The sequence below is a fragment of the Pedobacter ginsengiterrae genome (assembly GCF_039537385.1).
Classification (GTDB): domain Bacteria; phylum Bacteroidota; class Bacteroidia; order Sphingobacteriales; family Sphingobacteriaceae; genus Pedobacter; species Pedobacter ginsengiterrae.
Genome location: NZ_BAABAK010000020.1, coordinates 1 through 24,501, shown reverse-complemented (window position 1 = coordinate 24,501; position 24,501 = coordinate 1). Strand labels below are relative to the sequence as shown.

The window sequence follows — 24,501 nt, the reverse complement described above, 5'->3', positions numbered from 1 at the left end:
GATGTGAGATGTGAGACCTGAGATGTTAGGCAAATTGCCAATTCTCATATCTCATATCTGGTTTCTCAAATCTTATTTATTTTTCAAATCTTCAATCAGTTTATCTACACTTTCGGTAGTTAAGTTTTCATAGAAAGTGTATTCCGGGCTAATTTGCAATACCGGACCGAAACCGCAAGCTGCTAAACATTCAACTCCTCTAAAGCTGAATAAACCGTCTGCCGTAACTTCACCTTCTTTAATACCTAACTTATTTTCTAAGTGGTCTAATATTTTTTCTGCTCCAACCAGGCAGCAAGGACCAGTACGGCAAACCTCCAAAGCATATTTACCTTGTGGTTTTAAGAAGTACATAGTATAAAATGTTGCTACTTCGTAAACTTCAATCGGCTGAATATTTAAATATTCGGCAACTTGATCCATTGCTGATGTAGGTACCCAAAGATATTCTGCCTGCACCAAATGTAATAGTGGTAACAACGCTGATTTGTGCTTACCTTCAGGGTAACGACTCTTAACATCATCAAACTTGGCTAGCAATTCTGATGAAAACACTACAGGTGTTTGTTCTTCTACTTTAAGCATCTAATTCTCCTGCAATAATATTCATACTACTCATGTTGATAATGGCATCGGATAATAACATTCCCTCGCTCATTGGTGCAAACATTTGGTAATTTATAAAACTTGGTCTGCGGAAGTGTAAACGATAAGGCGTACGGCCACCATCATTAATCAGATAGAAACCTAGCTCGCCGTTTCCGCCCTCTACAGCGTGATAAACTTCTGCTTTTGGAGCATCAATTTCGCCCATCACAATTTTAAAGTGATAGATTAATGCTTCCATATTGTTGTAAACTTCTTGTTTTGGGGGAAGGTAAAAATCAGGAACATCAGCATGAAAAACACCTTTTTCTTCTGTTTTCAACTTCAAAAGCGCTTGTTCGATAATGCGTAAACTTTGCCACATTTCTTCATTACGCACCAAATACCTGTCGTATATATCACCACTTGTACCTACTGGAATTTCGAAATCGAAATCTTGGTATGAAGAATATGGATCAGCTACACGAACATCGTAATCTACTCCAGCTGCACGAAGCAACGGACCAGTCCAGCTATATTCTAAAGCAGCTTCTTTAGTTACTTCAGCAACACCAGCAGTTCTGTCGATAAAAATACGATTACGGGTTAAAAGGTTTTCAAACTCTTTCAAAGCTACTGGAAACTCCTTTAAAAATTTATTGATTTTAGCAAAAGCAATATCATTGAAATCTCTTTCAAAACCGCCTATACGACCAATATTTGTTGTTAAACGGGCACCACAAACCTCCTCAAAAATCTCATAAATGTGTTCACGAAATTGAAAAAGGTAAAGGAAAGTTGTTGTTGCTCCAGTATCCTGACCAATAATTGTGTTACAAATAATGTGATCGGCAATACGGGAAAGCTCCATGATGATTACGCGAAGATAATCTACACGCTTAGGCATTTGGATATTCAACAATTTCTCAACCGTCATATGCCATCCCATATTATTGATAGGTGAAGAACAATAGTTTAAACGGTCGGTTAATGGTGTAATTTGATAAAACGGGCGATGTTCGGCAATCTTTTCAAAAGCTCGGTGAATGTACCCAATTGTAGAAACGCCGCTAACAATACGCTCGCCATCTAATTGCAAAACGTTTTGAAAAACACCGTGTGTTGCAGGGTGCGTCGGACCTAAGTTTAAGGTTACCAACTCACTTTGCGGATCGTTATCTGTATATACCGGATGGTTATGATTCATAGACCTTAATTCCGAAAACTCGGAACTCCTTTCAAATTTGTTAATTATTTACTTATATATTCTATCCAATTCCCCTTTAGAGGCCAAGGGTTTACCTTCCAAAAAATTCGTCTTTTTTATCTACTCTGTTTGGGTCTTCCAATGGATATTGTTTCAACATCGGGTGAACACCTAAATCATCCATATTTAAAATACGGCGTAAATCTGGGTGACCTTCAAACTTAACTCCGAATAAATCATAAGTTTCACGTTCCATCCAGTTAGCTCCTTTCCAAACCGTGGTTGCCGTAGGAATAGTTGGATTTTGTTCTGAAATGAAAACCTTAATTCTGATTCTTACACGCTCAACCATGTTGTTTAAATGGTAAACTACGGCAATACCATGATCTTGACCAGGGTAATGCACAGCTGTGATATCAGTTAAGAAATTAAACTTTAATTCGTCCTTAAGATGCGAAAGCACGTTTACGATAACATCTTTATACGTTACAAAAGTTAACAAACCATAAGGTTCAGAAACAGCTGTAACCTTTTCACCAAACTTTTCAGTCAGCTTAGTATGAATATCGTTATTTAGTGTAGTTTCTTCCATTACTTAATACCGTATTGACCTAAAAGTTCCTTATAATAATCAGAGTTTCTTCTTCTGCCAGATTCGTTTTTAACCAAATCCTGAATACGCTGAAAACCATCTAAAATAGCTTCTGGTCTTGGCGGACAACCCGGCACATAAACATCTACTGGAATAACCTCATCAATACCTTGTAACACAGAATAGGTATCGAAAATACCACCGCTACTTGCACAAGCACCAACAGCCATAACCCAACGTGGCTCTGCCATTTGAATATATACTTGTTTAAGTACTGGCGCCATCTTTTTAGCAATTGTACCCATTACCATTAAAACATCGGCCTGACGGGGAGAAAAGCTCAAACGCTCTGCACCAAAACGACCTAAATCGTAATGAGAACCCATGGTTGCCATAAACTCGATTCCACAACAAGATGTTGCAAACGGTAGAGGCCATAATGAATTTGAACGTGCCAAACCAATCACTTTATCTAAAGAAGTGGCAAAATAGCCAGGTCCTTCGGTTCCTGGAGGCGCATCAACTATATTAATTTCACTCATGTTTATAAACAAAAAATGCTCATCCCTTTGCAGAATGAGCAACAAATTTACAATATTTTAAAGGCAATTAAACTAGCTTAGCTTGATTTAGAACCTTTCTAAATAAATCAAAACCCAGCAAGTAAGTGTAATTGATACACAAGTAAACTCCAGATCTCCAACTAACCTTGTAAATTGAGTATTGCTTGTGTTAAAAACAATCAATAGGCTAGTTCCAGTCTAGAACTTTCTTCTTAATTACATAAACAAAACCTAATAGAAGGGTACCCATAAAGATGAACATTTCTATCATTCCATCCATTCTAAGCTCACGGAAGTTAACAGCCCACGGATACATGAAAATAACTTCGATATCGAATAATACGAAAAGGATAGCAACAACAAAATACTTAATGGAGAAAGGTTGACGAGCATTACCTACAGATTTAACACCTGCTTCAAAAACTTCAAGCTTATCGCTGGTTTTACGTTTTGGACCTAAAAAGTGTGTAGCAACTAAAGTGGTTACTACAAAACCTAATGCAACAATTACTTGAAATATAATTGGTAAAAAATCTATTGAGGTACTTTGCGCTTGCATAATCTTTATTTTCTGATGCAAAAGTAAAAGAAAAAGGCAGAGTAACCAAACTCTGCCTTTTCTAAAATTATTTAACTGTTGTAATTACTTACCTTTTCCCTTTGGAGCAGGAGCAGCTAACTCTTTCAACTTAGCAGCAGCAAACGTTCCTGAAGGATAAACGGATACACTTTTATCAAAATATTCTTTTGCTTTTGCTTTGTCTTTATAGAAATAGAAACCACCGATAGTATCATATGCCTCAGAAAGTTTTTTAGCATTTGCACTAACTAATTCTGGTTTTTCACTGATCTTTTTGATGTATTCCTCATAAAAAGGAATCATTAAGCCTTTAGGGTCTTTATCGTCATCTAATAAACTGTTAATACGAGCTCTAGTTACATAAGCATCATAAGTATCAGGAGAAATTTGTATTACTTTTGCGATAGCGGAATCAGCCTTTACCAAAATATCCTTAGAAGGATTTTGTTTAGCGCTATATTTTGCTCCATAATCGAAATAGTTAGCCATGGCATTATAATAATAGTTATATAATGAGCCTTTTCCATTTGGATTAGCTTTTATAGCCTTCTCATAAACTTGAGCAGCTTTCCCGAATTTCTTAGCATCGTATAGGCTTTTAGCTACTTCAGATAATGCATCAGCGTTGGTAGAATCTTTAGCTACTGCTTTAGTAATATTGATTAAAGCCAAACTATCTTGACCAGCTTTTAACTGCGCCTTACCTAAATAAAGATAATCATAAGCAAGATTTTTGGTTGTATCCTTTTGTTTAGCAAAATATTCAGTCAAGTTTGTTAATGCCTGAGGATAGTTTTTATTCTCATAAGCAGACCAACCTTTTAATCTGGAAACAATGATTCCTTTAGGATCGTTTGCAGGAACTTGAATTGAAGATGCAACTTGCTCTAATGCCTGATAGTCTTTCGCATAGAATAAGAATTGCATATAACGCAACTGAGATTCTAAAGATTTATCAGTTAAATCAAGGTATTTTTTGTACAATTCAGTTGCTTTTGCAGCTTTTGGCTTATCTGTTCCAAAACTACTCCATTGTAAATAAAGCTCTCCTAACTCACGGTAAGCAGGGCCATAATTTGCATCAGCAGCAATAACTTTGTTTAATTCCTGTTCACCTTCAGCAAATGAACGAGCTTCTTTATACATTTTACCTAACTGAGTTCCAGCCCTTCTGTTTGTAGGATCGATATCTCCAACACGGAAATAAGGGCCAATGGCTTCAGAATTTTTCTTTTGTAAAGCATAAGCATCACCCAAACCAATAAAAACTTCTGCATCTTTATCTTTAGCATCAAGTTCATCAGCCTTAGTTAAATTAGCAATAGCATTTGCGAAATCTGGCTTAGATACATCTTCGCTAGGTTTATCTTGCGCTAAATAAGCTTTACCAATCGCTAAATAAGTTTTATAATCTTTTGGAGCAGCTGCTACCGCTTTATCAAAATTTGTTTTAGCAGATGTTGCATTACCAGATAATATATCTGCCTCTCCTAAACCTGCATAGTTAGATGCGCTTTTGGCATCTGCAGATATACCTTTATTGAATACTGCTCTTGCAGAATCAATATAACCTGTTTTTAAATAAACTAGGCCTAAATTGTAATAGTTATCACCATTAGACGCCTGAGAGCTTACTAAAGATTTAAGCATTGATGATGCTTTCTGATATTGCTCAGCATCAATGGCTTTTTTCGCGTCATTTAAATTTTGAGCAAAAACTGCAGAACCTATCAACACCAAACCAACATTTAAGGTTATTGCTTTCTTTAAAATTTTCATAGTTCTTTAATCTGTTTTTTTAATGGTTATAAACTTACATAATCGTATGTAAGCTTCATCTGATTATTCTTTTCTTTTAATTTTGATTGTTTCTTACAACCGGTGGTTCAATTTATTATTATTCTTTAAAATTTATTGTTCTCGGCATTAATTTATGTGGAGCAAGTTCAGATTTAAGTACGATAAGCTGTCCCCGCTGGCTTCTTAGCCATACTGCAAATCCTGTGCCTAAACCGTCACGTCCTTCACAATCGATTATATTAATATTCCTTAAAAAGGGATAAACTCCATTTATAAGATTATCTTGAGTTGGCTTGTAAAACTGATCATCCCCAGGTTTGCCTTTGTAATTTTTCAACCCTAAAGTCTTAATTTTTTCTTTTACCTTAACAAATTCTGGATTCTTTTCAGAGAGCCAGTTAACGCCCAAAATACCAATAAAATTCTTATCCTCAGCAACTAGCTTAATCACTTCGTTAGCAGTGTTTTTAGCGTAAACGTTTTTTGAAGGGAACTGATTAATATTTGCCAGTTGTTTCAAGTATTTAAATGTACTCGAATAAGTGTTATCAAACATTAATTGTTTAGCAGAACTTTTGCCTTGAAGTATATCGACAATATCCTTAACGTTAATTACACTATCAATATTACTTTGATTTGTAATTAATGCTATTCCATCTACCGCGAAACGCGATGTATTAATCTTAATATTTCTTTGGGTATAATATTTTTCTTCTTGTTTTGTTAGCATTCTGGGTAAAACGATAACCCTTACACTATCATTTAAAAACGCTGGAATTATTTTTTCTTCTGGTTTAAATGTTGTTAAAAATGTCGCCTGTGGGTAATCAATTTTAAAAACATCAATTTCTTGTTGTACTAAAGGACCAACAGTTTCATCAACCAAAATCTTTATGGTACCACTTGTACGAGTTTCTTTAATTTCATCTGTTTTTTTGCGGTTGCAAGAAAAAACAGTTAGTAAACTCAATAATATTAGGACGTTTCTCATTTAATATTAATCGCGCCTCCCAAGGCTTAATAATCGTATAAAAGCGTAAATAATAAGGAATATACCAATTGCTATTTTATAGGGTTGGCCTATATTTAGCGGAAGATTTTTCCAGAATATACAAGCCAGGCCAATGCAGCAATAAAAAACAAACATGACAAGGCCTAAAATGAGCAAAAACCGCTGTTTAGGCGATTTTTGCTTAAAAATATCAAAATTTAACATTTTGTTACTGAAGTGTAAAGTTTACCTGAATGTTGTATTTAACACGTACAGGTTTACCATTCTGAATACCAGGAACCCAACGTGGACTTGCTTTAAGTACACGAACAGCTTCCTCATTAGTACCACTACCAGGACCACGAATAACTGAAATATCAGTAAGTTCTCCATTTCTTTCTACAACGAAAGATAAGAATACTTTACCCTGAACATTGTTTTCCTGTGCCATTGGAGGATATTTAATTGCTTTACCTAAGTATTCGTAAAACTTTTTCATACCACCTGGAAAATCAGGTACTTTTTCAATACTAACAAAGTCATAAACTTTATTATCATCTACAGCAACTGCTGCTTCTTGTTTAGGTCCTTCGCCAACCGGCTCAGCAATTCTAATTTCCGCCGTAGGATCACCTTTAATATCTTTTTGTCCTGGATCTGCCTCTTTCAGTTTTTCAACTGTAGGTGGCTCCTCATTAACTTCGATATCCGGTTTTACAATCGGAGGTGGCATCTTCACCTGATCCACTTTTGGTGGTGGTGGCTCTACCGGTGGTGGCGGTGGTGTATCTGGGTTAACCGGTGGAGGTGGAGCTAAAACCACTTCTTGTGCTTTTAACTGCTCTTCCTCTGGAATCGCCCCTTTAATTAAGCTGTAGATTTTTGGTGAGAAAAACAAAATCAAGAATACAACTGAACCCCATATAAGGGCTTTTGTAGTATTCCCAGCGCTACCTTTTCTTAATTGATATGCGCCGTAAGCTTTGTTTTTATCAGCAAAAACGACTTCCAGCCATTCCTTTCTAAATATATCTAACTTCGACATGATTACTGATCTTATTAATTATAAAATACCTCTTTCTTTCATGAAAGCTTTCTCGTTATCAAGGATATTGTCATCATCAATCTGACGAGACTTCACCTTAAGAATTTCAAGCTCATCCATCATATCAACAAAGTTTTTAAAAGTAGAACCTGAAGTAGGTTTTACTAAAACTGTAAATTCTCCAGCAACACCCGAAGCGTTTGCTTTTGTTCTATTTTCGTTGATTGAATTTTCGATTTGAGAAAAAGATTCAATTGTTGGAGCACTTTTTCCAGCTTCGCCCATATACCATGCTACTTTATCGTTTTTACCTAATAAAACAGTCATCGTTTTGGTCGCTTTTAACGCTAACCTGTTCTCTGGCAAATTATCCTCCTTATCTGGTTTAGCAATATCCATCGCTTGTGGCGTAGATATTGATGTAGTTAAGATAAAGAATGTAACCAAAAGAAACATCAAATCCACCATTGGGGTCATATCGATCCTTGGTGTGGCTTTCTTCCCGCCTGTGTTTAATTCTGCCATTTCTTATTTAGTCTTTTTAGCTTCTGCGTTTGTAACTAACAAAAACTTGTTCATTTTTTGTTTCTGCAAAATATCAATCACCTTTTTCACAGTAGGGTATTCCTCTTTAGCATCACCTTTAATACTGATTCTCATATCAGCATTGTTTAGTTCTTTAGTTGCTTTACGAGCATTTAAAACCCAAGCGTTTAATTGATTGTCAGTTGAATCAGTAGGGATACCAGTTTGTACTCCTGGATTCATACGATCGCCACCTGGCATATTGATAAATTGTTTCAAACTTGCAACAGGAACACCGAATGTAGCGATAACAGAAAATCTGTTAACTTCTTCTGGGGTAAAAGCAATTTTATACTGCTCTCCCATTAATTCTAAAGTTCTTGCCCTTACTTTTTGTCCTGCTACTTCAAAGAAAACCTTTTTCTGTCCAATTGTTAAAATGGCATTATTTTCTGCAGGCACCTTAAATTCATATGTAGATGAAGGTGTTGATACAGCTAATGGTTCAGGTTGCCTTGCAGTAGCAGTTAAAATAAAGAAGGTAAGTAACAGGGCAGCAACATCGCACATAGCGGTCATGTCTGTTACGGTACTTGTTCTTTTAACTTTAATTCTAGGCATAATATTTTTTACTAGTTTTTAATAATGATGATCTTTTTTCCGGTTTTCCATAAAGCCGGTAAAAATTTTTTCAAAATTCTTATTTATGTGAACTAGCGTATGTTTGAACGATGCTAAATCCTGCTTCGTCAATTGCATAAGTTAATTTATCAATTTTAGAAGTTAAGATGTTGTACATGATAATTGCTAATGTAGATACAGCGATACCAGTCATTGTGTTAATCAATGCCTCAGAGATACCTACCGCTAATGCCGACTGATCTGGAGCTCCAGAGTTAGCTAAACCTGCGAATGCACGAATCATACCTGTTACTGTACCTAATAAACCGATTAATGTACCGATTGATACTAAAGTAGCAATGATTGTTAAGTTTTGCTCTAACATTGGCATTTCTAAAGCTGTAGCTTCTTCAACCTCTTTTTGGATAGCAACGATTGATTGCTCAACATCCATATTAGTATCTGCTTCAACTTCGCTATATTTTTTCAAACCAGATTTAATTACAGCTGCAACTGAACCTTCTTGTTTATCGCATTCTGCTTTAGCAGCTTCGATGTTACCTGCGTTTAATAAACCTTTTACTTTGATGATAAAAGTATCTAAACTAGTTTTTCCACTTGCTTTACCAATAACGATTAAACGCTCGATAGAGAAAACGATTGTTGTTAATAATAAACCGATTAGAACGGCTACGATTGGACCACCTTTGTAAGCTGTACCTGGATAGTTGTTAGGTAATGGTAAGTTGTTGTTGTCTCCTCCGATAAAGTTGTCAGAAGCTCCTAATACGAAGTTCCAGATAACAAATCCAATAACGATACAAATTGGAATCACAAATGTTGCAAATACATTTGAAGCGCTTGAAGAGCTTTCTTTTTTAACAGTTGTTGGTTTTGGTGCGTTTGCCATTTTTTTTTAATTTTTAGTTTTAGTTCTTGTTTTTAATTTTTTAGCTGTTTTTCTTTTGTAATACACACAACGTACGTTTATCTGATTTTGTTGCGAAAACAAATTTATAAATTGATTTTAAATTACAAATTAATAAATCAATAAACAATTAAATCGTTACTTAACTTTTTAGTTTGCCGTTTATAACTGTACATATAACAAAAAAATTGCCTCAGCCAGAGGCAATTCTTTCACAATGAAAACTAAAAAAAAATCGAATTGCAAATTTTTTAAGTAAAAAATGCATTTAAACCCACATTTAACACATTTTTTATACTTCTTGAGGCACTTTTGGATTATTTACCTGTTTAAACTGCTTAAAATTCTCGCTGAAAGCATTCGACAGTTCGTATGCTTTTAAAAAGTATTCTTCCTGGCTATCCCATGTTTTAGACGGGTCTAAAATTTCATCCGGTACATTAGGACAATGTAAAGGCATCATTAATTTAAATACATGATGCTGTTTATAATTTGGATGATCTAAATCTCCATTGATAGCGGCAGTAATCATCGCTCTGGTGTAGCTTAGTTTCATTCTTTTGCCAATTCCATAGGGGCCACCAGTCCAACCTGTATTAACCAACCACACATTAACTTTTTGTTCTTTCATTTTTTTACCGAGCAAATCGGCATATTTCGACGGATGTAATGGCAAAAATGCTTTACCAAAGCAAGCTGAAAAAGTTAGCTGAGGCTCTGTAATACCCGCTTCGGTACCAGCAACTTTTGCCGTATAGCCACTCATAAAATGAAACATAGCCTGTTCTACATCTAATTTAGAGATTGGTGGCAGTACGCCAAACGCATCGGCGGTTAAAAAAAATATATTTTTAGGTGTAGCCGCAACAGAAGGTATAACGGAGTTATCAATATAGTCTATCGGATAAGCAACCCTTGTATTTTCTGTCTTGTTGATATTTGCAAAATCTACATCATTTGTGCCAGGAAAAAAGTTTATATTCTCTAATAAAGAACCGAATTTTATAGCTTTATAGATCTGAGGCTCCTTTTCCAGGGTTAAATCAACACATTTTGCATAACAGCCACCTTCAAAATTGAAGATCGAACTTTCGCTCCAGCCATGCTCATCGTCGCCAATTAAAGCCCTTTTTGGATCAGCCGATAAGGTTGTTTTACCTGTACCAGACAGGCCAAAGAAAATTGCTGAATCTCCATCAACACCAACATTTGCCGAACAATGCATAGAAAGCGTGTTTCTGTACATAGGCAATAAGAAGTTCAAAACAGAAAATATACCTTTTTTAATCTCACCCGTATAACCTGTTCCCCCAACTAAAATCATTTTTTTGCTAAAATTGATAATAGAAAAATTCTCTTGCCTTGTACCATCAACTAATGGATCGGCCGAGAATCCTGGAGCTGCAATTATTGTCCATTCGGGTGTTGTACCTAAATCCTTTTCATCAGGCCGGATAAATAAATTATTAGCAAAAAGGTTCTGATAAGCCGTTTCAGTAATCACTCTTATGGAAATTGAATAATCTGGATTTGCACAAGCAGATGCATCTCTAACATAATAAACCTTATCCCTAAGATAACATGTTATTTTATTTAGAAGCGAGTTAAACTTATCAGGACTGAATTTGATATTAATATCGCCCCACCAAACGGTATTTTCCGTTACATCATCACAAACGATGAATCGGTCTTTAGGCGAACGCCCTGTAAATTTTCCTGTATCAATTGCTAATGCGCCTGATGATGCTAAAGTGCCTTCTTTATTTTCTAGGGCTTCTTTAACCAATTCGGCTGCAGACAACTGATATTTAACACCCAAACCTGCCTTCAGATTTAAATAGCTTAAATCAGGCGCTTGTAGTTCCATTTTGCTCATAACAATAAGTTAGTTAGTGGAGCAAATGTAAAGACATATCTTACAAAAAACAGAATTTTTTTATGCCTTTTTTTACATATTGTAGCTTATACACTATGATTTAATTAACTGTAAATCAACAAATTAAAACGTTTAATTTATCGTTAAAAAAATTAAAAAAATACACTAAGCAATAATTTAACCGCCTGCTTTTTTTGCCTTAAAACCTTCTTTTTGCAAAATAACCATCACCTTGTCTCTAACATCTCCCTGAATAAGAATTTCTCCATCCTTTACCGAGCCACCTACACCACATTTATTTTTAAGCATTTTACCTAGAACCTCAAGATCTTCGGTTTTACCCTTAAAGCCTGTTATTAAGGTTACTGCTTTTCCACCACGATTCTTTTTATCAAGCATTACCCTCAAATCTTGCTGTTGGTTTGGAGCTGTTACCGTATGATCAACCTCCTGTTCGTATTCAAATTCAGGATTGGTAGAATACATAATTCCACCCAAATCACTTAAACTGTTTTTTTTCTGTTTCATTATTAAAATTTCTATGGAACAATTACTTCCAAAGATAAAGGATTGATTTTAGCCTCTAATTCTTTACCCATTTTTAATGGTTCGCCATCTACATGTACTGGTCCATCTTGCGCACGGCTTATTTTGATGTTTTTACCCTTTATTATCTCAATCATATCGGAAGTTTCGGCTGTGCCTTTCAACATTACGTAACTAAGAACGGGCAATTTAAACAATGAAAAGGGCTTTATAATGCAAACATCAAGCAGGCCATCTTTAACGGATGCATTTGGTGCGATATAGACATTATTACCGTACTGAGATGAATTTGCAACTGTTATTGCAAAAGCCTTTCTTTTATATTCAACCCCATCAATGTTTAAAATGTATAATTCATCTTTATAATTAAAAACCTCTTTTAAACTTAGCTTTATATAACCCGTTAAGCCTCTCTTTTTATCTTTTGAGAAGGCAGCACTTAAATGCGCATCGAAACCCATTCCTGCCAGGTTAAAAAAACTTTTATTATTAAAATAAGCTGAATCGATTACATCGGTTTTCAATTGGTTGATTAATAATATTGCTTCTTTTAAATTTTGTGGAATATTTAAAAACCTAGCCAAGCCATTACCCGAGCCGAGTGGCAAAATACCCAGTATTTTTTTGTGTTCAAGCACTTTACTGGCCACTTCATTTATCGTTCCATCGCCGCCCGCTGCCACAATTATGTCAAAATTTTTCGCAATGGCCTCTTCTACAATTTCGGTGGCGTGCCCCACATATTCGGTTAAACGGAAGTTAGCATTGAACTTTTCCTTATCCAAATACTTATCTATAAGTGCCGGGATGCGTAATTTTGCTTTCCCACCTGATATGGGATTGATTACAAATAAGATATTGGTTTTGACTTGCAAAGCTTTTGAATGAGGATACAAAATAATCTATAATTTTTGAAATAAAGAAAATATGCTAATTTTGCAGCGTTAAAAGTGGATTGATTTGCGATGTTTCGAAATTCGAAACGGGATTGCAACCACTCAAAAAAAAGTGCTAATACCTTCCTATACACAATTGAACCTGGTTTCAGGGAACATTAGCACTTATTAAATTGTTTTAATTTCATCTTAAATATTTAATAAATGTCGTATTTATTTACATCAGAATCTGTATCTGAAGGCCACCCTGATAAAATTGCCGATCAAATTTCGGATGCATTAATTGATAACTTTTTAGCTTTCGATGCAGAATCGAAGGTAGCCTGCGAAACCTTGGTAACAACAGGACAGGTTATTTTAGCAGGAGAGGTAAAATCTAAAACTTATTTAGATGTACAGCAAATTGCTCGTGATGTAATCAAGAAAATTGGATATACCAAAAGTGAATACATGTTTGAGGCAAACTCTTGCGGTATTTTATCTGCCATTCATGAACAATCGCAGGATATTAACCAAGGTGTAGATAGAACAACGAAAGAAGAACAAGGTGCTGGAGATCAAGGTATGATGTTTGGTTATGCAACTAACGAAACTGAAAACTACATGCCTTTGGCGCTTGATTTATCTCATGCTTTATTAATAGAATTGGCAAATTTAAGAAGAGAGAATGCTGAAATTACCTATTTACGCCCCGATGCAAAATCGCAGGTAACTTTAGAATACTCTGATGATAATAAGCCACAACGAATTGATGCAATTGTAATCTCTACTCAACACGATGATTTCGATGAAGAAGCAACAATGCTGGCAAAAATAAAATCGGATTTAATTTCTATCCTTATTCCTAGAATTAAAGCAAAATATCCTCAATACGCTCATTTATTTAACGACCAGATTACTTACCACATTAACCCAACTGGAAAATTTGTAATTGGCGGACCACATGGAGATACAGGCTTAACAGGAAGAAAAATCATTGTTGATACTTACGGCGGTAAAGGTGCTCACGGTGGTGGTGCATTTTCTGGTAAAGATCCAAGTAAAGTAGATAGAAGTGCTGCTTATGCAACTCGCCATATTGCTAAAAACTTAGTTGCTGCAGGCCTTGCTGATGAAATTTTAGTGCAAGTGAGCTATGCGATCGGAGTTGCAAAACCAACCTCTATAAACGTGGTTACCTATGGTACTTCTAAAGTAGGTTTAACTGATGGCGAGATCAGTAAGAAGGTAGAATCGATTTTCGATATGCGCCCTTACTTTATCGAACAACGTTTAAAATTAAGAAACCCAATTTATAGCGAAACTGCGGCATATGGTCACATGGGTCGTAAACCAGAAAACGTTACTAAAACCTTCAGAACACCAAACGGTGAAGAAAAAACAGTTTCAGTAGAGCTTTTTACCTGGGAAAAGTTAGATTTTGTAGATAAAGTTAAAGCTGAATTCGGTATTTAATTTTAACGGTAATATTTATTGGAAAAGCCCCGGAGAAAGTCGGGGCTTTTCTAGTATATAACGATATGAGTAGATAACAAATTAAGGATTGTAACACAGTTAATTTAGGTTTGATTCGCATTTTAGTCGGGCCCAACTGTCACAAGTCCGAACTAATTCCGAAGTAAATCCGACTTAACCTAGAATGTATTATACTAAAGTTTGCTTTTAAGAAAATCGGTTTCCTTTAGAATTAAATTTTCATCATCTATAGAATAAGATTTTACATCAGCAATTTTGAGGTCATCAATTAAATCAACCAGATTCTTATAACTACAATCTTTAGTGGGCTTTACTACAACAATCATAAACTTAGCAGGGTTATTTTGATACAGCTTAGCAATCGCTAATTTATTGGCGAGAATAGTTTCTGCTATTACATTTATTGGTAATCTCCGCAGCACTGCCTGATCTGTTTCGCCCATGTAATATACAACCTGATCGTTTTTACCGAGCAAAATCGTCATCGTTCTGGATGCAGGCAACGCTATTGGAACATCATCGTGAACAGGCTTTGCAATATCTGCCGCCTTAAGTTCTGACAAAGATGTGGTGAGCATAAAGAATGTGGTGAGCAGAAACATTAAATCTACCATCGCCGTTAAATCTACTCTTGGTGCTGTTTTTTGGGTTCTTCCGTTGGCGGCCTTGCCACTTTTAGAAATTTCGATTGTTGCCATATTGTTTAGGTTTTATCAACATGATGACAACAAATTATAAATTGCATAAAAACGGCGATCAAATTTCTTCAATCGCCCGCCTTGCCTTTAGAAAAGCTGTTATTTAACGGCTTCAATTACTCCGCAGCCAACTCTGGGCCCCGAATTACCCGTAGGTTGAGTTACATAGTCGTCGGTTCCGCCGTGAACAATTATTCCTCTACCGATAATGTTTTTCAAATCGCCCTCTTTTACACTCCATCGATCTGTAGTTATAGAAATTTTTGCCTGTCCTTTATTATCGAGCATGATATTACCGATATCGCCAGAATGATAAGCTGCTGAACCCCATTTACCGTGGTTTTCCTTTGTAGGATTCCAATGCCCATGAGTATTCATACCCATATCACCGCAATCTCCATGCTCATGAAAATGAACAGCAACATTACTATCCGCCCTGGATGCAAAATTCATTTCCAGATCCATTCTTATTTTACCATCACTTAACTCGTAGAATTTTGCTGTCCCAATAGTTTTAGAGGCGTCAGCAGTTTCAGTTAAAGCCGCTGAGGCAATTTCTTTTTCTGCTTTAGTACAAGCGCTTAAAAATGCTACACTGGCAATTGCTAATGTTAGAAGATATTTTTTCATACTATAAAATTTAGTTTAGTAATTAACAGATTGACAATCATTTAGTTTTAAACAAAAACGCAAACGATCAAACCATTTCGAATACTACTTGTTTAACCTTTAATAAAAACTTATAACGATGGAACAGCCAACTGCCATGAATACTTTAAGCCAAATTTTAGAGAAATTGAGGCTGAAAGGAAAAGATAACGAGTTAAAGATGACGGATCACGGTAAAATGCAAAGTCAGACAGGGAAGATTTATAAACCAGATGATTTAGTAATTGTTAAAACTTATCGCTTCGAAGGAGATTCTGATCCAGGAGATAATTCGGTACTTTACATTACTGAAGATAAAGAAAATGAACTGGGTTACATATTAGATGCCTATGGAATTTACTCTGATCACGTAGGCCCGGCGTTTGATGATTTCTTAAAAAAAATCCCAACAGAAAATAGAGACGAGCAAGAATTATTCTCTTAGGATATTACTAACTATAACAAAGCAGAGGCACGGATTTTTCCGTGCCTCTTTGCGTTTAAAGCTATTTGTAAAAGACCAAAATCTTCATTTTCTTCTCCTTTTTAACTACATCCAGGCCAATGTCATTTATCGATTTCATAATGCCATCTTTAGTTCTCATTTCCACATTGGTTTTTATATCGTATCGTTTATCCAAACCCGTTTCATCGATCACGGGCAAAGCAAGTTCGTTTGTTAAGTAGCTTTCTGCAAAATCTGCCATTTTTGCGCCAGTAGCGTCGTAGCCTCTTCCGCTAAAACTATAGCTAAGCTCATTTTTAGCAGATTCAATGGCTTTATAACTTTTATTAACCAAAGCGTAAACGGGTATAACGCGATATTCAATTCTGGCCTTTACAGGTAAATTTAATAAAAGATTTTTCTGTAAAATACTCATCAAACTATCCTTATCTTCCTGCTTAACAAGTAAATCAAGGGAGTAAAGGGTTTCTTTATTTTCATAATTTGAAACTTCTTTTTCCGGCAATTCATAGACCAGTTGTTTTTGAGAAACAATACCAAATGCATTACTGTACAAACCTAAAATTGTTGCGTTGGTAAAACTAATCCTTCTTTTTCTGTAGGCTCCTTTATCGAGATATCTTTTACTGCCCGAAGGTTGCCCTTGCATGTAACCTCTTAACGAAAAGCTATGATTTAAAGTTGAGTCTACCGCAAAAGGATCTGCGTTACCAGATAATTTTTCCTTTTTAGTTTCTCCGCTCGATCTTATGGCTTCACCCTTGATCAGTCGATCTATCATCTGTTGATTAATGGAATCGCTTTTAACAAGTGCTACAATTTTTCCTTTAGGATTAATAATGATACTTTGCCCAACATAAGCCAGCCCAAACAATTCATAAAAAAAGCCAGATGTATCGCTTGCAAGCCATATTTTGGATGGTTTCTTTTTCAAATATGTATGTAATCTTTCTGGTGTATCATCTGATAAACCGATAACCTGAATTGTACTCAGATTGGCGAGCTGTAGTTTTGCAAGGGTATCCATTTCTGGCAAGCAGGGAGAACACCAGGTTCCCCAGATATTTAAAATATAAATTTTGTTTTGTGGCTTATTAAGCGAAACTGATTTAATAGGCGCATTAATTAAATTCTGAATCGGGATATCAGGAAATTGTTCTCCAGTTCTGGCCTGTAAACCCTGAGCCATAGTATTGATTGCTATCAAAGCAAAAAAGAGATTAAAAAATATTAGCTTCATAATTTTAAAATATTTATTCAAAATTGGAGATTGGAAATTTGAGAAAAGTTATCCAATAGGTTAATTAAGGTTATATTATGTTAACGAGCTTAATTGACACTTAAGAATTATATACATTTGAATTATGCGTAAAAAGGCCAGTTTGTTAGTTATTGTTTGCTTTGTGGCAATGACGGGTTTATTGGCATTACAAGCTTATTGGATTGTTAAATACTATAACGTTACGAAGGTAAATTTCGAAAAAGAAGTAAACCTTGCCTTTGAAGACGGAATAAAAAAGGAACTTAGTTTACGCTGTGATACGATACAAAAAATCGTCGAAAATAAAATCCTTGATACAAACGCATTCATAATTAGTGCAAAGTTTCATAAAGACGATAAAAAGTACGTTTACACAATAGCTGCCAAAGGAAATGCAAAGGATAAGTTTTCCTCTTCTTTTAGCTTAGCTAATTACAGTAAAGCACTTCCGAAAGATAAAAGAGATACCAGTGTTAGAAAACACGTTGCAGGAGCTTTGGCTCTTCTGATGAGAGACGAAGACCTTGAACAACACATCATTTACTACAGGACGCAAAAACTGGGTATATTTATGAATGAACAGGCAAAGAAATATCAATTCGATACAACCAGACTCCGCCCAGCATTTAATCTTTATCTAAAAGAACGAAATATCGAGGTACCTTACAGTTTTATAGTAAAAAAGGAAGATAGTACGAATAACAAAAGCATTTCAAATTCAAAATTAGCGAAGTCTTACCCTGTTATTACCAAAGCTTTTTCGACTTACAGGTATACCGATAACCAGCATTATGTTAGGGCAATGTTTAAAAGCCCGATTTCTTACATTCTTTCTAAAATTGGTTTAATCTTATTTTCATCATTGGCTATGATTCTCATTATCTCTGGCTGCATGATTTTTATTTTAAAAAGTCTCTTCAAAGAAAAACGCTTATCCGCGATAAAAAACGATTTCATCAGTAATATAACTCATGAATTTAAAACTCCAATCGCAACGGTTTCAGTAGCAATTGAGGCTTTAAAAAATCAAGCTGTTTTAGAGGATAAAGAAAAAACGGAAAGGTATTTGGCCTACGCAAAAAATGAAGTTGAGCGCCTGAATCTTTTGGTAGATAAAGTGATGAATTTGGCGATATATGATGAAGGAATATCAAAAATAAATAAAGAAGAGATTAATATTGACGATGCCATAAGAGATTTAATTAGCCTGCATCAATTGGCAAATGCAAAAACAATTACGATCCAATATCAAAATACAAGTAACCAAAGTCATTTGATTGCAGATAAGTTTCAATTTCAGCACGCCATCAACAACATTTTAGATAATGCAATTAAGTATTCAACCAACAATACTAGCATCAAAATTACCGTAGAAAAAAACAGAAATTACCTAATTATAAAACTTAAGGATAATGGAATTGGCATTGCTGAAAAAGAAACCTTAATGGTTTTTGATAAATTTTATCGGGTGAGTACGGGCAATAATCACCCTGTTAAAGGGCATGGATTAGGTTTAAATTATGTTAAACAGATCATGCAACAACATACAGGCTGGTATAAAATTGAAAGTAAATTAGGCATTGGGACAACATTAATTTTGGGCTGGCCGATATGAGTAAAATCCTTTTGGCAGAAGATGAGCCTGCTCTAGCTGAAATTGTTAAAGAAACCTTAGTATTAAAGGGTTTTGAAGTGATTCATGCTCAAACTGCTTCTGACACCATTTCTAAATACCACACAAGTAAACCTGATATTCTGGTTTTAGATGTTATGCTTCCAGATGGAGACGGATTTTCAATTTCAAAACAAGTTAGACAAACCGATACGCTAACGCCTATTATTTTCCTCACTTCAAAATCGCTACCCAACGATGTGGTAACCGGATTTGAAAGCGGCGGTAACGATTACCTTAAAAAACCATTCAGCATTGAAGAACTTGTTATCAGAATAAAAGCCTTATTAAGTCAAAACAGGTTGGTTTTTAAACCCGAAGAAAAAGAGAAACAAGCTATAAAAATTGGCCTTTTTCAGTTTTACTATCCTGAAGGGATTTTAGTTTTAGCAGGCATTCAAAAAGTTTTAACCAATCGCGAAGCCGAAATTTTACAGATGCTTTTGCTAAACCGAAACAATATGCTTGAGCGCAACACCATCTTAAATATTTTATGGAATAACAACGATTATTTTTCTGGCCGCAGCCTTGATGTGTTTATTACAAAACTGAGAAAATACCTAAAAGACGATCCATCGGTGTTTATCATCAGCATAAGAGGGCAAGGATATAAACTTGTTTACTAATTTATATCTTTAAGCTTTCTAAACCTTAGCCTAAACCACTTTTGAAAGCTTTTAATCTAATTTTCTGCCTTTTATTTATTCTTTCCGCAGCACTTCAATACAACGATCCCGACCCGTATATCTGGGTGCCCATATACCTTTATGGTGCATGGTTTTGTTATAAGGCCTTTACAGGGAAATATTTTCCGAAAGCATACCTGGCTGGAATTTTAGTTTTTTTAGCTTATGCACTTTTCCTTTTGTTTGATAAAACAGGTGTTCTAAGTTGGTATAAAGAACATGAAGCAGAAAATATTGTACAAAGTATGAAAGCTACCAAACCATGGATTGAAGAAACAAGAGAATTTGGCGGATTGTTAATCCTAATCATCGCGTTAGCTACAAATTATTGTGTTTTTCGAAAATCTGATGGCAAAATTTTATAAATTCAACGGCTTTTAGCTACAAATTGTTGCTCAATTTTTTTAATCCACTTGCTTTTCGAATCTACTAAGTTAAATGTATAAGTTATCAGAATAAATACTGCCATTGCGATAAGAAATGTTCCCATCATTTTATTGCTTGCTTCGATTTGCGTTTGTTTTCTACCTTGATCCATCTTTTTTAATTCTTTTCCTAGGAATAAAGGCATGAAAGAGCGCATCAATTATCCTAATTCAGAGGCTTAAAAAACGTAAACGATAGAAGATTGTTTTAAGCATTTATCAAAAAATCGATAAAGGCAGTTATAAAGTAGATGAAATTAAATTTCTATTAATTTAATGCCATAAAGCCCGATGATTAAAACTTTTCTTAAAGAGAAAGGTTATCACAGTTCAAAAGGGATCAAATCATAATATATTGAAGAAATTTAAACACTTGGCTATTTTGGGCGGCGGACCAAGCGGCCTTTTTTTGTTAAAAAGATTAGTCGAATCTAACGAGATTGATATCAGTATTGATATTTTCGAAAAAAAGAATCAGCTGGGTGCGGGCATGCCCTATAGTTCGGAAGGTGCAAATGATGAGCATATTACAAATGTTTCGGGAAATGAGATTCCAGAATTGGTTACTTCGGTAGAAGAATGGATTCAAACTGTTCCTGAAGAAACATTGCAGCATTTTCACATTAATCGAGATCATTTTAATGACTATAAAGTAATGCCTCGCTTATTTTTCGGGCAATACCTTTCTGCGCAGTTCGAATTACTCAAGACACTGGCAAAAGAAAAAGGAATTTCTTTAACCATTTATCTGAATAAAGAAGTTTCAGATATAATCGATTATCCAGAACTGAATAAAGTTGTTGTAGAATTAGTTGATAAATCCGTTTATGAATATGATCAGGTAATTATTTCTACTGGGCACCGCTGGCCTAAAAAAAACGAAGGTAAAATCTCGGGTTACTACGATTCGCCGTATCCACCATCAAAATTGAAGCTCAAAATAAATCATCCTGTTGCCATTAAAGGTTCTTCGCTTACGGCAATTGATGCCATCAGAACGTTGGCCCGAGCAAATGGCAATTTTAGCACCGACAAGAACGGGAAAGTGAATTACACTTTAAATCCAGAGCAGCAGAACTTTAAATTGGTTATGCATTCGAGAAGTGGTTTATTGCCTGCGGTCAGGTTTCATCTTGAAGATCCGCATTTACTAAAAGATGCTGTACTAAGCCCATCGGAGATTGAGAAAAACCGAGCAGTAAATGATGGTTTTTTATCGCTTGATTATCTTTTTGAGAAAAATTTTAAAAATTCATTCATAGAGAAAAGGCCAGGTTTCTATCAAAAAATTAAAGATTTAAGCATGGAGGAGTTCGTTGGCATAATGATGAATTTCAGGGAAGGTAAAGATCCATTTAAACTTTTTAAAGCCGAATATTTAGAAGCCGAAGAATCGATAGAAGAGGAAGAGTCTGTTTACTGGAAAGAAATGCTTGCCGTATTAAGTTTTGTTATGAACTATCCTGCTAAATATTTTTCTGCAGAGGATACACTTCGGTTACAGAAAACCTTAATGCCATTAATTTCGATCGTAATTGCATTTGTACCACAAAGTTCTGTTGAGGAAATGCTGGCTTTAAACGAATGTGGATTATTGGAGATTATTCCTGTTGGCGATGATAGCAGTGAAGAGCCACAGGAAGATGGTGGCGTAATTTATTATTATACCGACGAAAATAATCATCAGCAGGCAGTTCGTTTCAAAACCTTTGTAGATTGTGTTGGCCAGCCGCACTTATCTTTTAGAGAAATTCCATATAAAAGCCTTATTGATAAGAGAACAGTTAGCCCAGCAAAGATTAAATTCAGGAATAATAATGCTGCAATTTCTGCTTTAAATAATGGTGTAAAAAACATAAGCCAAACTAACAAACAAGATTATTACCTTGATGTGCCAGGGATAACCATTAATGATAATTTCCAAATAGTTGATGGCTACGGCTCTTTGAATGAGAGAATTTATATGATGGCTGTACCCTATATTGGCGGCTATAATCCCGATTATTCGGGTTTAGATTTCAGCGAAGCTGCTTCGGCAAAAATTGTAAATGCGCTTTTAAAAAACTGATTTACTTAAAACTTGTTAAAAAGTTATGCGTTTAAATTTAGATATGATAAACGAAACTCAAGAACCTACACCTAAACTTTTTATGCTGTTACTAGGGTCAAAAGCTCCAAAAAGAAATGTAGAACAGCACGATTATTTCTTCGGAATTGCACATTCTTTAAAAGAACTGGTTCCTCAAATAAAATTGTTTTGGCCAGAGGCAGGTAATAGCATTCATATAGATGGCTGGCGAGAAGTAAATACGGTAAATGGATTTGAAGTCAAGGTTATTGCACGCTCCGCATTTATTAATCCTTCAGAAAACAAACTCTTCTTTATTAATCTGGGTGGTTATCAAAGTAACAAACTCGAAGAGCAACATTATACAGTATTAACGGTTCAGAACGATAGAGCGCAGGCTGTTCAGGATGCAAAGAAAACAATATTCTTTAAATCTAATTCTATAAAAGGTGCAAACTCTCATATAGATGAGAAGTATGGAGTAGATGTAGATGATATACACAAGGTAGAAGATATTCTCGATCAAAAACAGAAGAAAAACTATCATCTTCAGATATCTGAGGCGCCTAATTTAATTGAAGATGAAATTCATTTAGGTTATTTTAAGCTGGATAAACTCTAATTCTGGTCGAACAACTTACTGAAGTTAGAGAAATTAAATTCGCACTTCCAAAAGTGATAATTTTACATACAAAAACTAGCTTTAAGAGACATTTAACAACAATTGTATATAACTAATCGATATTGTTTGCAAAAAAGTAGATAATACGTAGTATTAAATAGTCTGGAATTAATATTTTTGGGTATGAAAAAGCAAAATACCCAGTTAAAGGATTTTTTGGCTAGAGTAAAGCAATTAAGAGGTTTTGGGGATATGAACTCATATCAAGTGGTTAACGAATTTAAAACGCTCAGCAACGATAAGGATCAAAAAATCGAACATATTATTGAAGACTTTTCTAATCCAGAAACCTATTACAATGGTAAAAACAGGCTTATTAAAGAAGTAGAAGACCAGCTCGATAACGATTAGGATATTATCAAAATGCTAAAATCGTTTAAAATATAAAAAGCCATCAAAAATTAAATTTTGATGGCTTTTAAATAAAATTTCTTCGTAAAAATTATTTTACACGCTCAACATATTCTCCTGTACGTGTATCTACTTTAATTTTATCGCCTTGGTTAACGAACAATGGAACTTTAACCTCAACACCGTTTTCAAGCGTTGCAGCTTTTAAAGCATTTGTAGATGTATCACCTTTAACAGCTGGTTCCGAGTAAGTAATTTCGAATTCAGCAAAGTTTGGCAACTGACCCATAATTGCTTCGTCGCTTTCCATAGAAACAATAACACTCATACCTTCTTTTAAGAATTTAATAGACGAACCAAATAAAGTTTTCTCAACATTATATTGCTCGTAAGTATTGTTATCCATTACTACTAAATAATCGCCATCTTCGTATAGATATTGATAATCGCTGGTTTCAACGCGACAAATTTCAACTGCTTCGTCGGTATTCATACGAGCTTCAACAATTCTGCCCGATTTAATGTTACGAAACTTGCCAGTATAAAAAGCGCCGCCTTTACCTGGTGTACGGTGATTCCATTCGTCAACAGTAACTAATTCATTGTTTACACGAAGAATGTTACCCGTTTTAATTTCTGATGCTTTAGCCATATTATGTGATCCTTAATTGGATTTTATATTTTCATTTTTTGTGAGGTCAAAGGTAAAATTATTTTAGGAAAAACCATAAAGGTTTAAGCGATAAGCCTTAAAGGCTGATTATTATTTCATCTCTCTAGATGCGTTTTTTTTTAGATGCAACATTGGCTTTGTAATAATGGTTTTTGAATACTCTGCATTTAAGGTTTAGATCTAAGCACTATTGAAAACAGTACAATAAACGCTTAGTCGTAAAATGTTCTTATTAAATATAAATCATATGCTTATATTAGCTAAAACCAATTAAATTATTCATTCCCAGAATAATATAACAGCCCATTCATTTTTCAGCTTAATGATTCATGCTTGTAAAAACATAAGGAAGCGCTGTGTATGGTGTAAATGCACTTACCATCACAATAGAAGTTAGCATTAGCGCAGGTAATAAATATCTTATGGTTGGCCTGCCAGATAATGCCGTTAAAGAAAGTTTGCAAGATTAGAAAGTGCAATACATCCCTTTAATACGATAATCAAAAATTACAGCTATTGAGCCATACAATTTTATTCACTAGCCATATAGAAAGATGGAAATATAGAAGTGAATGTCTCGTCCGGAAAAGTCTTTACAGTTGGGAGCTGTTAATACTAAGTATTCTTTACAATTGTTATT

At 34.9% G+C, this 24,501-nt stretch carries 27 protein-coding genes; 8 read left to right on the top strand and 19 right to left on the bottom strand.

The genetic code is table 11. The features are described from left to right. Positions 1-72: 72 nt before the first annotated feature. The 14 genes from ABD692_RS18730 to ABD692_RS18665 all read right to left on the bottom strand — a co-directional run bounded on the left by ABD692_RS18730 (position 73) and on the right by ABD692_RS18665 (position 12,755). Positions 73-585 (bottom strand): NADH-quinone oxidoreductase subunit NuoE family protein, encoded by a 513-nt coding sequence (locus ABD692_RS18730; protein ID WP_344769426.1) that lies wholly within the window; start codon positions 583-585, stop codon positions 73-75. Continuing rightward, positions 578-1,792: an NADH-quinone oxidoreductase subunit D gene (locus tag ABD692_RS18725; protein WP_316764411.1), complete on the bottom strand. Its 1,215-nt coding sequence runs from the start codon at positions 1,790-1,792 to the stop codon at positions 578-580. The genes ABD692_RS18730 and ABD692_RS18725 overlap by 8 nt, the downstream gene beginning before the upstream one ends. A gap of 91 nt (positions 1,793-1,883) precedes the next feature. Further along, positions 1,884-2,384 carry an NADH-quinone oxidoreductase subunit C gene (locus ABD692_RS18720; RefSeq protein ID WP_316764413.1) on the bottom strand — a complete coding sequence of 167 codons (501 nt, stop codon included), beginning with the start codon at positions 2,382-2,384 and terminating at the stop codon, positions 1,884-1,886. Beyond that, positions 2,384-2,926 (bottom strand): NADH-quinone oxidoreductase subunit B, encoded by a 543-nt coding sequence (locus tag ABD692_RS18715; protein ID WP_039472971.1) that lies wholly within the window; start codon positions 2,924-2,926, stop codon positions 2,384-2,386. The genes ABD692_RS18720 and ABD692_RS18715 overlap by 1 nt, the downstream gene beginning before the upstream one ends. A gap of 208 nt (positions 2,927-3,134) precedes the next feature. Beyond that, positions 3,135-3,506, bottom strand: a complete 372-nt coding sequence (locus tag ABD692_RS18710) for an NADH-quinone oxidoreductase subunit A (RefSeq protein ID WP_316764416.1) — start codon at positions 3,504-3,506, stop codon at positions 3,135-3,137. A gap of 84 nt (positions 3,507-3,590) precedes the next feature. Then, complete coding sequence (locus tag ABD692_RS18705) at positions 3,591-5,306, bottom strand: tetratricopeptide repeat protein (RefSeq protein ID WP_344769422.1); 1,716 nt, start codon at positions 5,304-5,306, stop codon at positions 3,591-3,593. A 118-nt stretch (positions 5,307-5,424) separates the two neighbouring features. Next, the gene (locus ABD692_RS18700) at positions 5,425-6,318 is read right to left on the bottom strand and encodes a PstS family phosphate ABC transporter substrate-binding protein (RefSeq protein ID WP_316764422.1); all 894 of its coding nucleotides are present in this window, start codon (positions 6,316-6,318) and stop codon (positions 5,425-5,427) included. 229 nt (positions 6,319-6,547) lie between these two features. Further along, entirely contained in the window at positions 6,548-7,363 is an 816-nt protein-coding gene (locus ABD692_RS18695; RefSeq protein WP_316764425.1) for an energy transducer TonB, read from the bottom strand. Between the two features lie 18 nt (positions 7,364-7,381). Next, entirely contained in the window at positions 7,382-7,888 is a 507-nt protein-coding gene (locus tag ABD692_RS18690; RefSeq protein WP_316764428.1) for an ExbD/TolR family protein, read from the bottom strand. 3 nt (positions 7,889-7,891) lie between these two features. After that, positions 7,892-8,509: a biopolymer transporter ExbD gene (locus tag ABD692_RS18685; protein WP_316764431.1), complete on the bottom strand. Its 618-nt coding sequence runs from the start codon at positions 8,507-8,509 to the stop codon at positions 7,892-7,894. 79 nt (positions 8,510-8,588) lie between these two features. Further along, positions 8,589-9,419 (bottom strand): MotA/TolQ/ExbB proton channel family protein, encoded by an 831-nt coding sequence (locus ABD692_RS18680; protein ID WP_316764434.1) that lies wholly within the window; start codon positions 9,417-9,419, stop codon positions 8,589-8,591. A gap of 310 nt (positions 9,420-9,729) precedes the next feature. Continuing rightward, positions 9,730-11,313 carry a phosphoenolpyruvate carboxykinase (ATP) gene (pckA, locus tag ABD692_RS18675; RefSeq protein WP_344769419.1) on the bottom strand — a complete coding sequence of 528 codons (1,584 nt, stop codon included), beginning with the start codon at positions 11,311-11,313 and terminating at the stop codon, positions 9,730-9,732. A gap of 177 nt (positions 11,314-11,490) precedes the next feature. Further along, positions 11,491-11,841: a translation initiation factor gene (locus tag ABD692_RS18670; protein WP_344769417.1), complete on the bottom strand. Its 351-nt coding sequence runs from the start codon at positions 11,839-11,841 to the stop codon at positions 11,491-11,493. An 11-nt stretch (positions 11,842-11,852) separates the two neighbouring features. Continuing rightward, positions 11,853-12,755, bottom strand: coding sequence for a diacylglycerol/lipid kinase family protein (locus tag ABD692_RS18665; RefSeq protein WP_344769415.1), 903 nt, complete (start codon positions 12,753-12,755; stop codon positions 11,853-11,855). Between the two features lie 204 nt (positions 12,756-12,959). Between ABD692_RS18665 and metK the strand changes: the two genes are divergently transcribed. Beyond that, positions 12,960-14,210 (top strand): methionine adenosyltransferase, encoded by a 1,251-nt coding sequence (gene metK, locus ABD692_RS18660; protein ID WP_316764446.1) that lies wholly within the window; start codon positions 12,960-12,962, stop codon positions 14,208-14,210. A 194-nt stretch (positions 14,211-14,404) separates the two neighbouring features. On the opposite strand, the gene ABD692_RS18655 is transcribed toward metK, so the two are convergent. After that, positions 14,405-14,929, bottom strand: a complete 525-nt coding sequence (locus ABD692_RS18655) for an ExbD/TolR family protein (RefSeq protein WP_344769412.1) — start codon at positions 14,927-14,929, stop codon at positions 14,405-14,407. Between the two features lie 99 nt (positions 14,930-15,028). Then, the gene (locus ABD692_RS18650) at positions 15,029-15,559 is read right to left on the bottom strand and encodes a superoxide dismutase family protein (RefSeq protein ID WP_344769411.1); all 531 of its coding nucleotides are present in this window, start codon (positions 15,557-15,559) and stop codon (positions 15,029-15,031) included. A 118-nt stretch (positions 15,560-15,677) separates the two neighbouring features. Between ABD692_RS18650 and ABD692_RS18645 the strand changes: the two genes are divergently transcribed. After that, positions 15,678-16,022: a hypothetical protein gene (locus tag ABD692_RS18645; RefSeq protein ID WP_316754545.1), complete on the top strand. Its 345-nt coding sequence runs from the start codon at positions 15,678-15,680 to the stop codon at positions 16,020-16,022. Between the two features lie 61 nt (positions 16,023-16,083). Here ABD692_RS18645 and ABD692_RS18640 read toward each other — a convergent pair whose 3' ends face one another. Continuing rightward, on the bottom strand, positions 16,084-17,283 hold the full coding sequence (locus ABD692_RS18640; RefSeq protein ID WP_316754547.1) for a redoxin domain-containing protein: 1,200 nt from the start codon (positions 17,281-17,283) through the stop codon (positions 16,084-16,086). Between the two features lie 124 nt (positions 17,284-17,407). Between ABD692_RS18640 and ABD692_RS18635 the strand changes: the two genes are divergently transcribed. Genes ABD692_RS18635 through ABD692_RS18625 form a run of 3 tightly spaced genes read left to right on the top strand, consistent with a single transcriptional unit; the run spans position 17,408 to position 20,027 of the window. After that, positions 17,408-18,919 (top strand): sensor histidine kinase, encoded by a 1,512-nt coding sequence (locus tag ABD692_RS18635; protein WP_344769409.1) that lies wholly within the window; start codon positions 17,408-17,410, stop codon positions 18,917-18,919. Then, positions 18,916-19,602, top strand: a complete 687-nt coding sequence (locus tag ABD692_RS18630) for a response regulator transcription factor (RefSeq protein WP_344769407.1) — start codon at positions 18,916-18,918, stop codon at positions 19,600-19,602. Before ABD692_RS18635 ends, ABD692_RS18630 begins: the two co-directional genes overlap by 4 nt. A 41-nt stretch (positions 19,603-19,643) precedes the next feature. Then, positions 19,644-20,027: a transmembrane 220 family protein gene (locus ABD692_RS18625; protein WP_344769405.1), complete on the top strand. Its 384-nt coding sequence runs from the start codon at positions 19,644-19,646 to the stop codon at positions 20,025-20,027. A 2-nt stretch (positions 20,028-20,029) separates the two neighbouring features. Here the strand turns inward: ABD692_RS18625 and ABD692_RS18620 are convergent, their stop codons facing one another. Then, positions 20,030-20,233, bottom strand: coding sequence for a hypothetical protein (locus tag ABD692_RS18620; protein WP_316754556.1), 204 nt, complete (start codon positions 20,231-20,233; stop codon positions 20,030-20,032). A 209-nt stretch (positions 20,234-20,442) separates the two neighbouring features. Between ABD692_RS18620 and ABD692_RS18615 the strand changes: the two genes are divergently transcribed. The 3 genes from ABD692_RS18615 (at position 20,443) to ABD692_RS18605 (ending at position 23,188) form a co-directional block, all read left to right on the top strand. Continuing rightward, on the top strand, positions 20,443-22,155 hold the full coding sequence (locus ABD692_RS18615; protein WP_344769403.1) for an FAD/NAD(P)-binding protein: 1,713 nt from the start codon (positions 20,443-20,445) through the stop codon (positions 22,153-22,155). 25 nt (positions 22,156-22,180) lie between these two features. Continuing rightward, positions 22,181-22,777 (top strand): DUF1543 domain-containing protein, encoded by a 597-nt coding sequence (locus ABD692_RS18610; protein ID WP_344769401.1) that lies wholly within the window; start codon positions 22,181-22,183, stop codon positions 22,775-22,777. Between the two features lie 183 nt (positions 22,778-22,960). Beyond that, on the top strand, positions 22,961-23,188 hold the full coding sequence (locus ABD692_RS18605; protein WP_316754562.1) for a hypothetical protein: 228 nt from the start codon (positions 22,961-22,963) through the stop codon (positions 23,186-23,188). 91 nt (positions 23,189-23,279) lie between these two features. Here the strand turns inward: ABD692_RS18605 and efp are convergent, their stop codons facing one another. Beyond that, positions 23,280-23,840, bottom strand: coding sequence for an elongation factor P (gene efp / locus ABD692_RS18600; protein ID WP_344769398.1), 561 nt, complete (start codon positions 23,838-23,840; stop codon positions 23,280-23,282). Positions 23,841-24,501 lie beyond the last annotated feature (661 nt).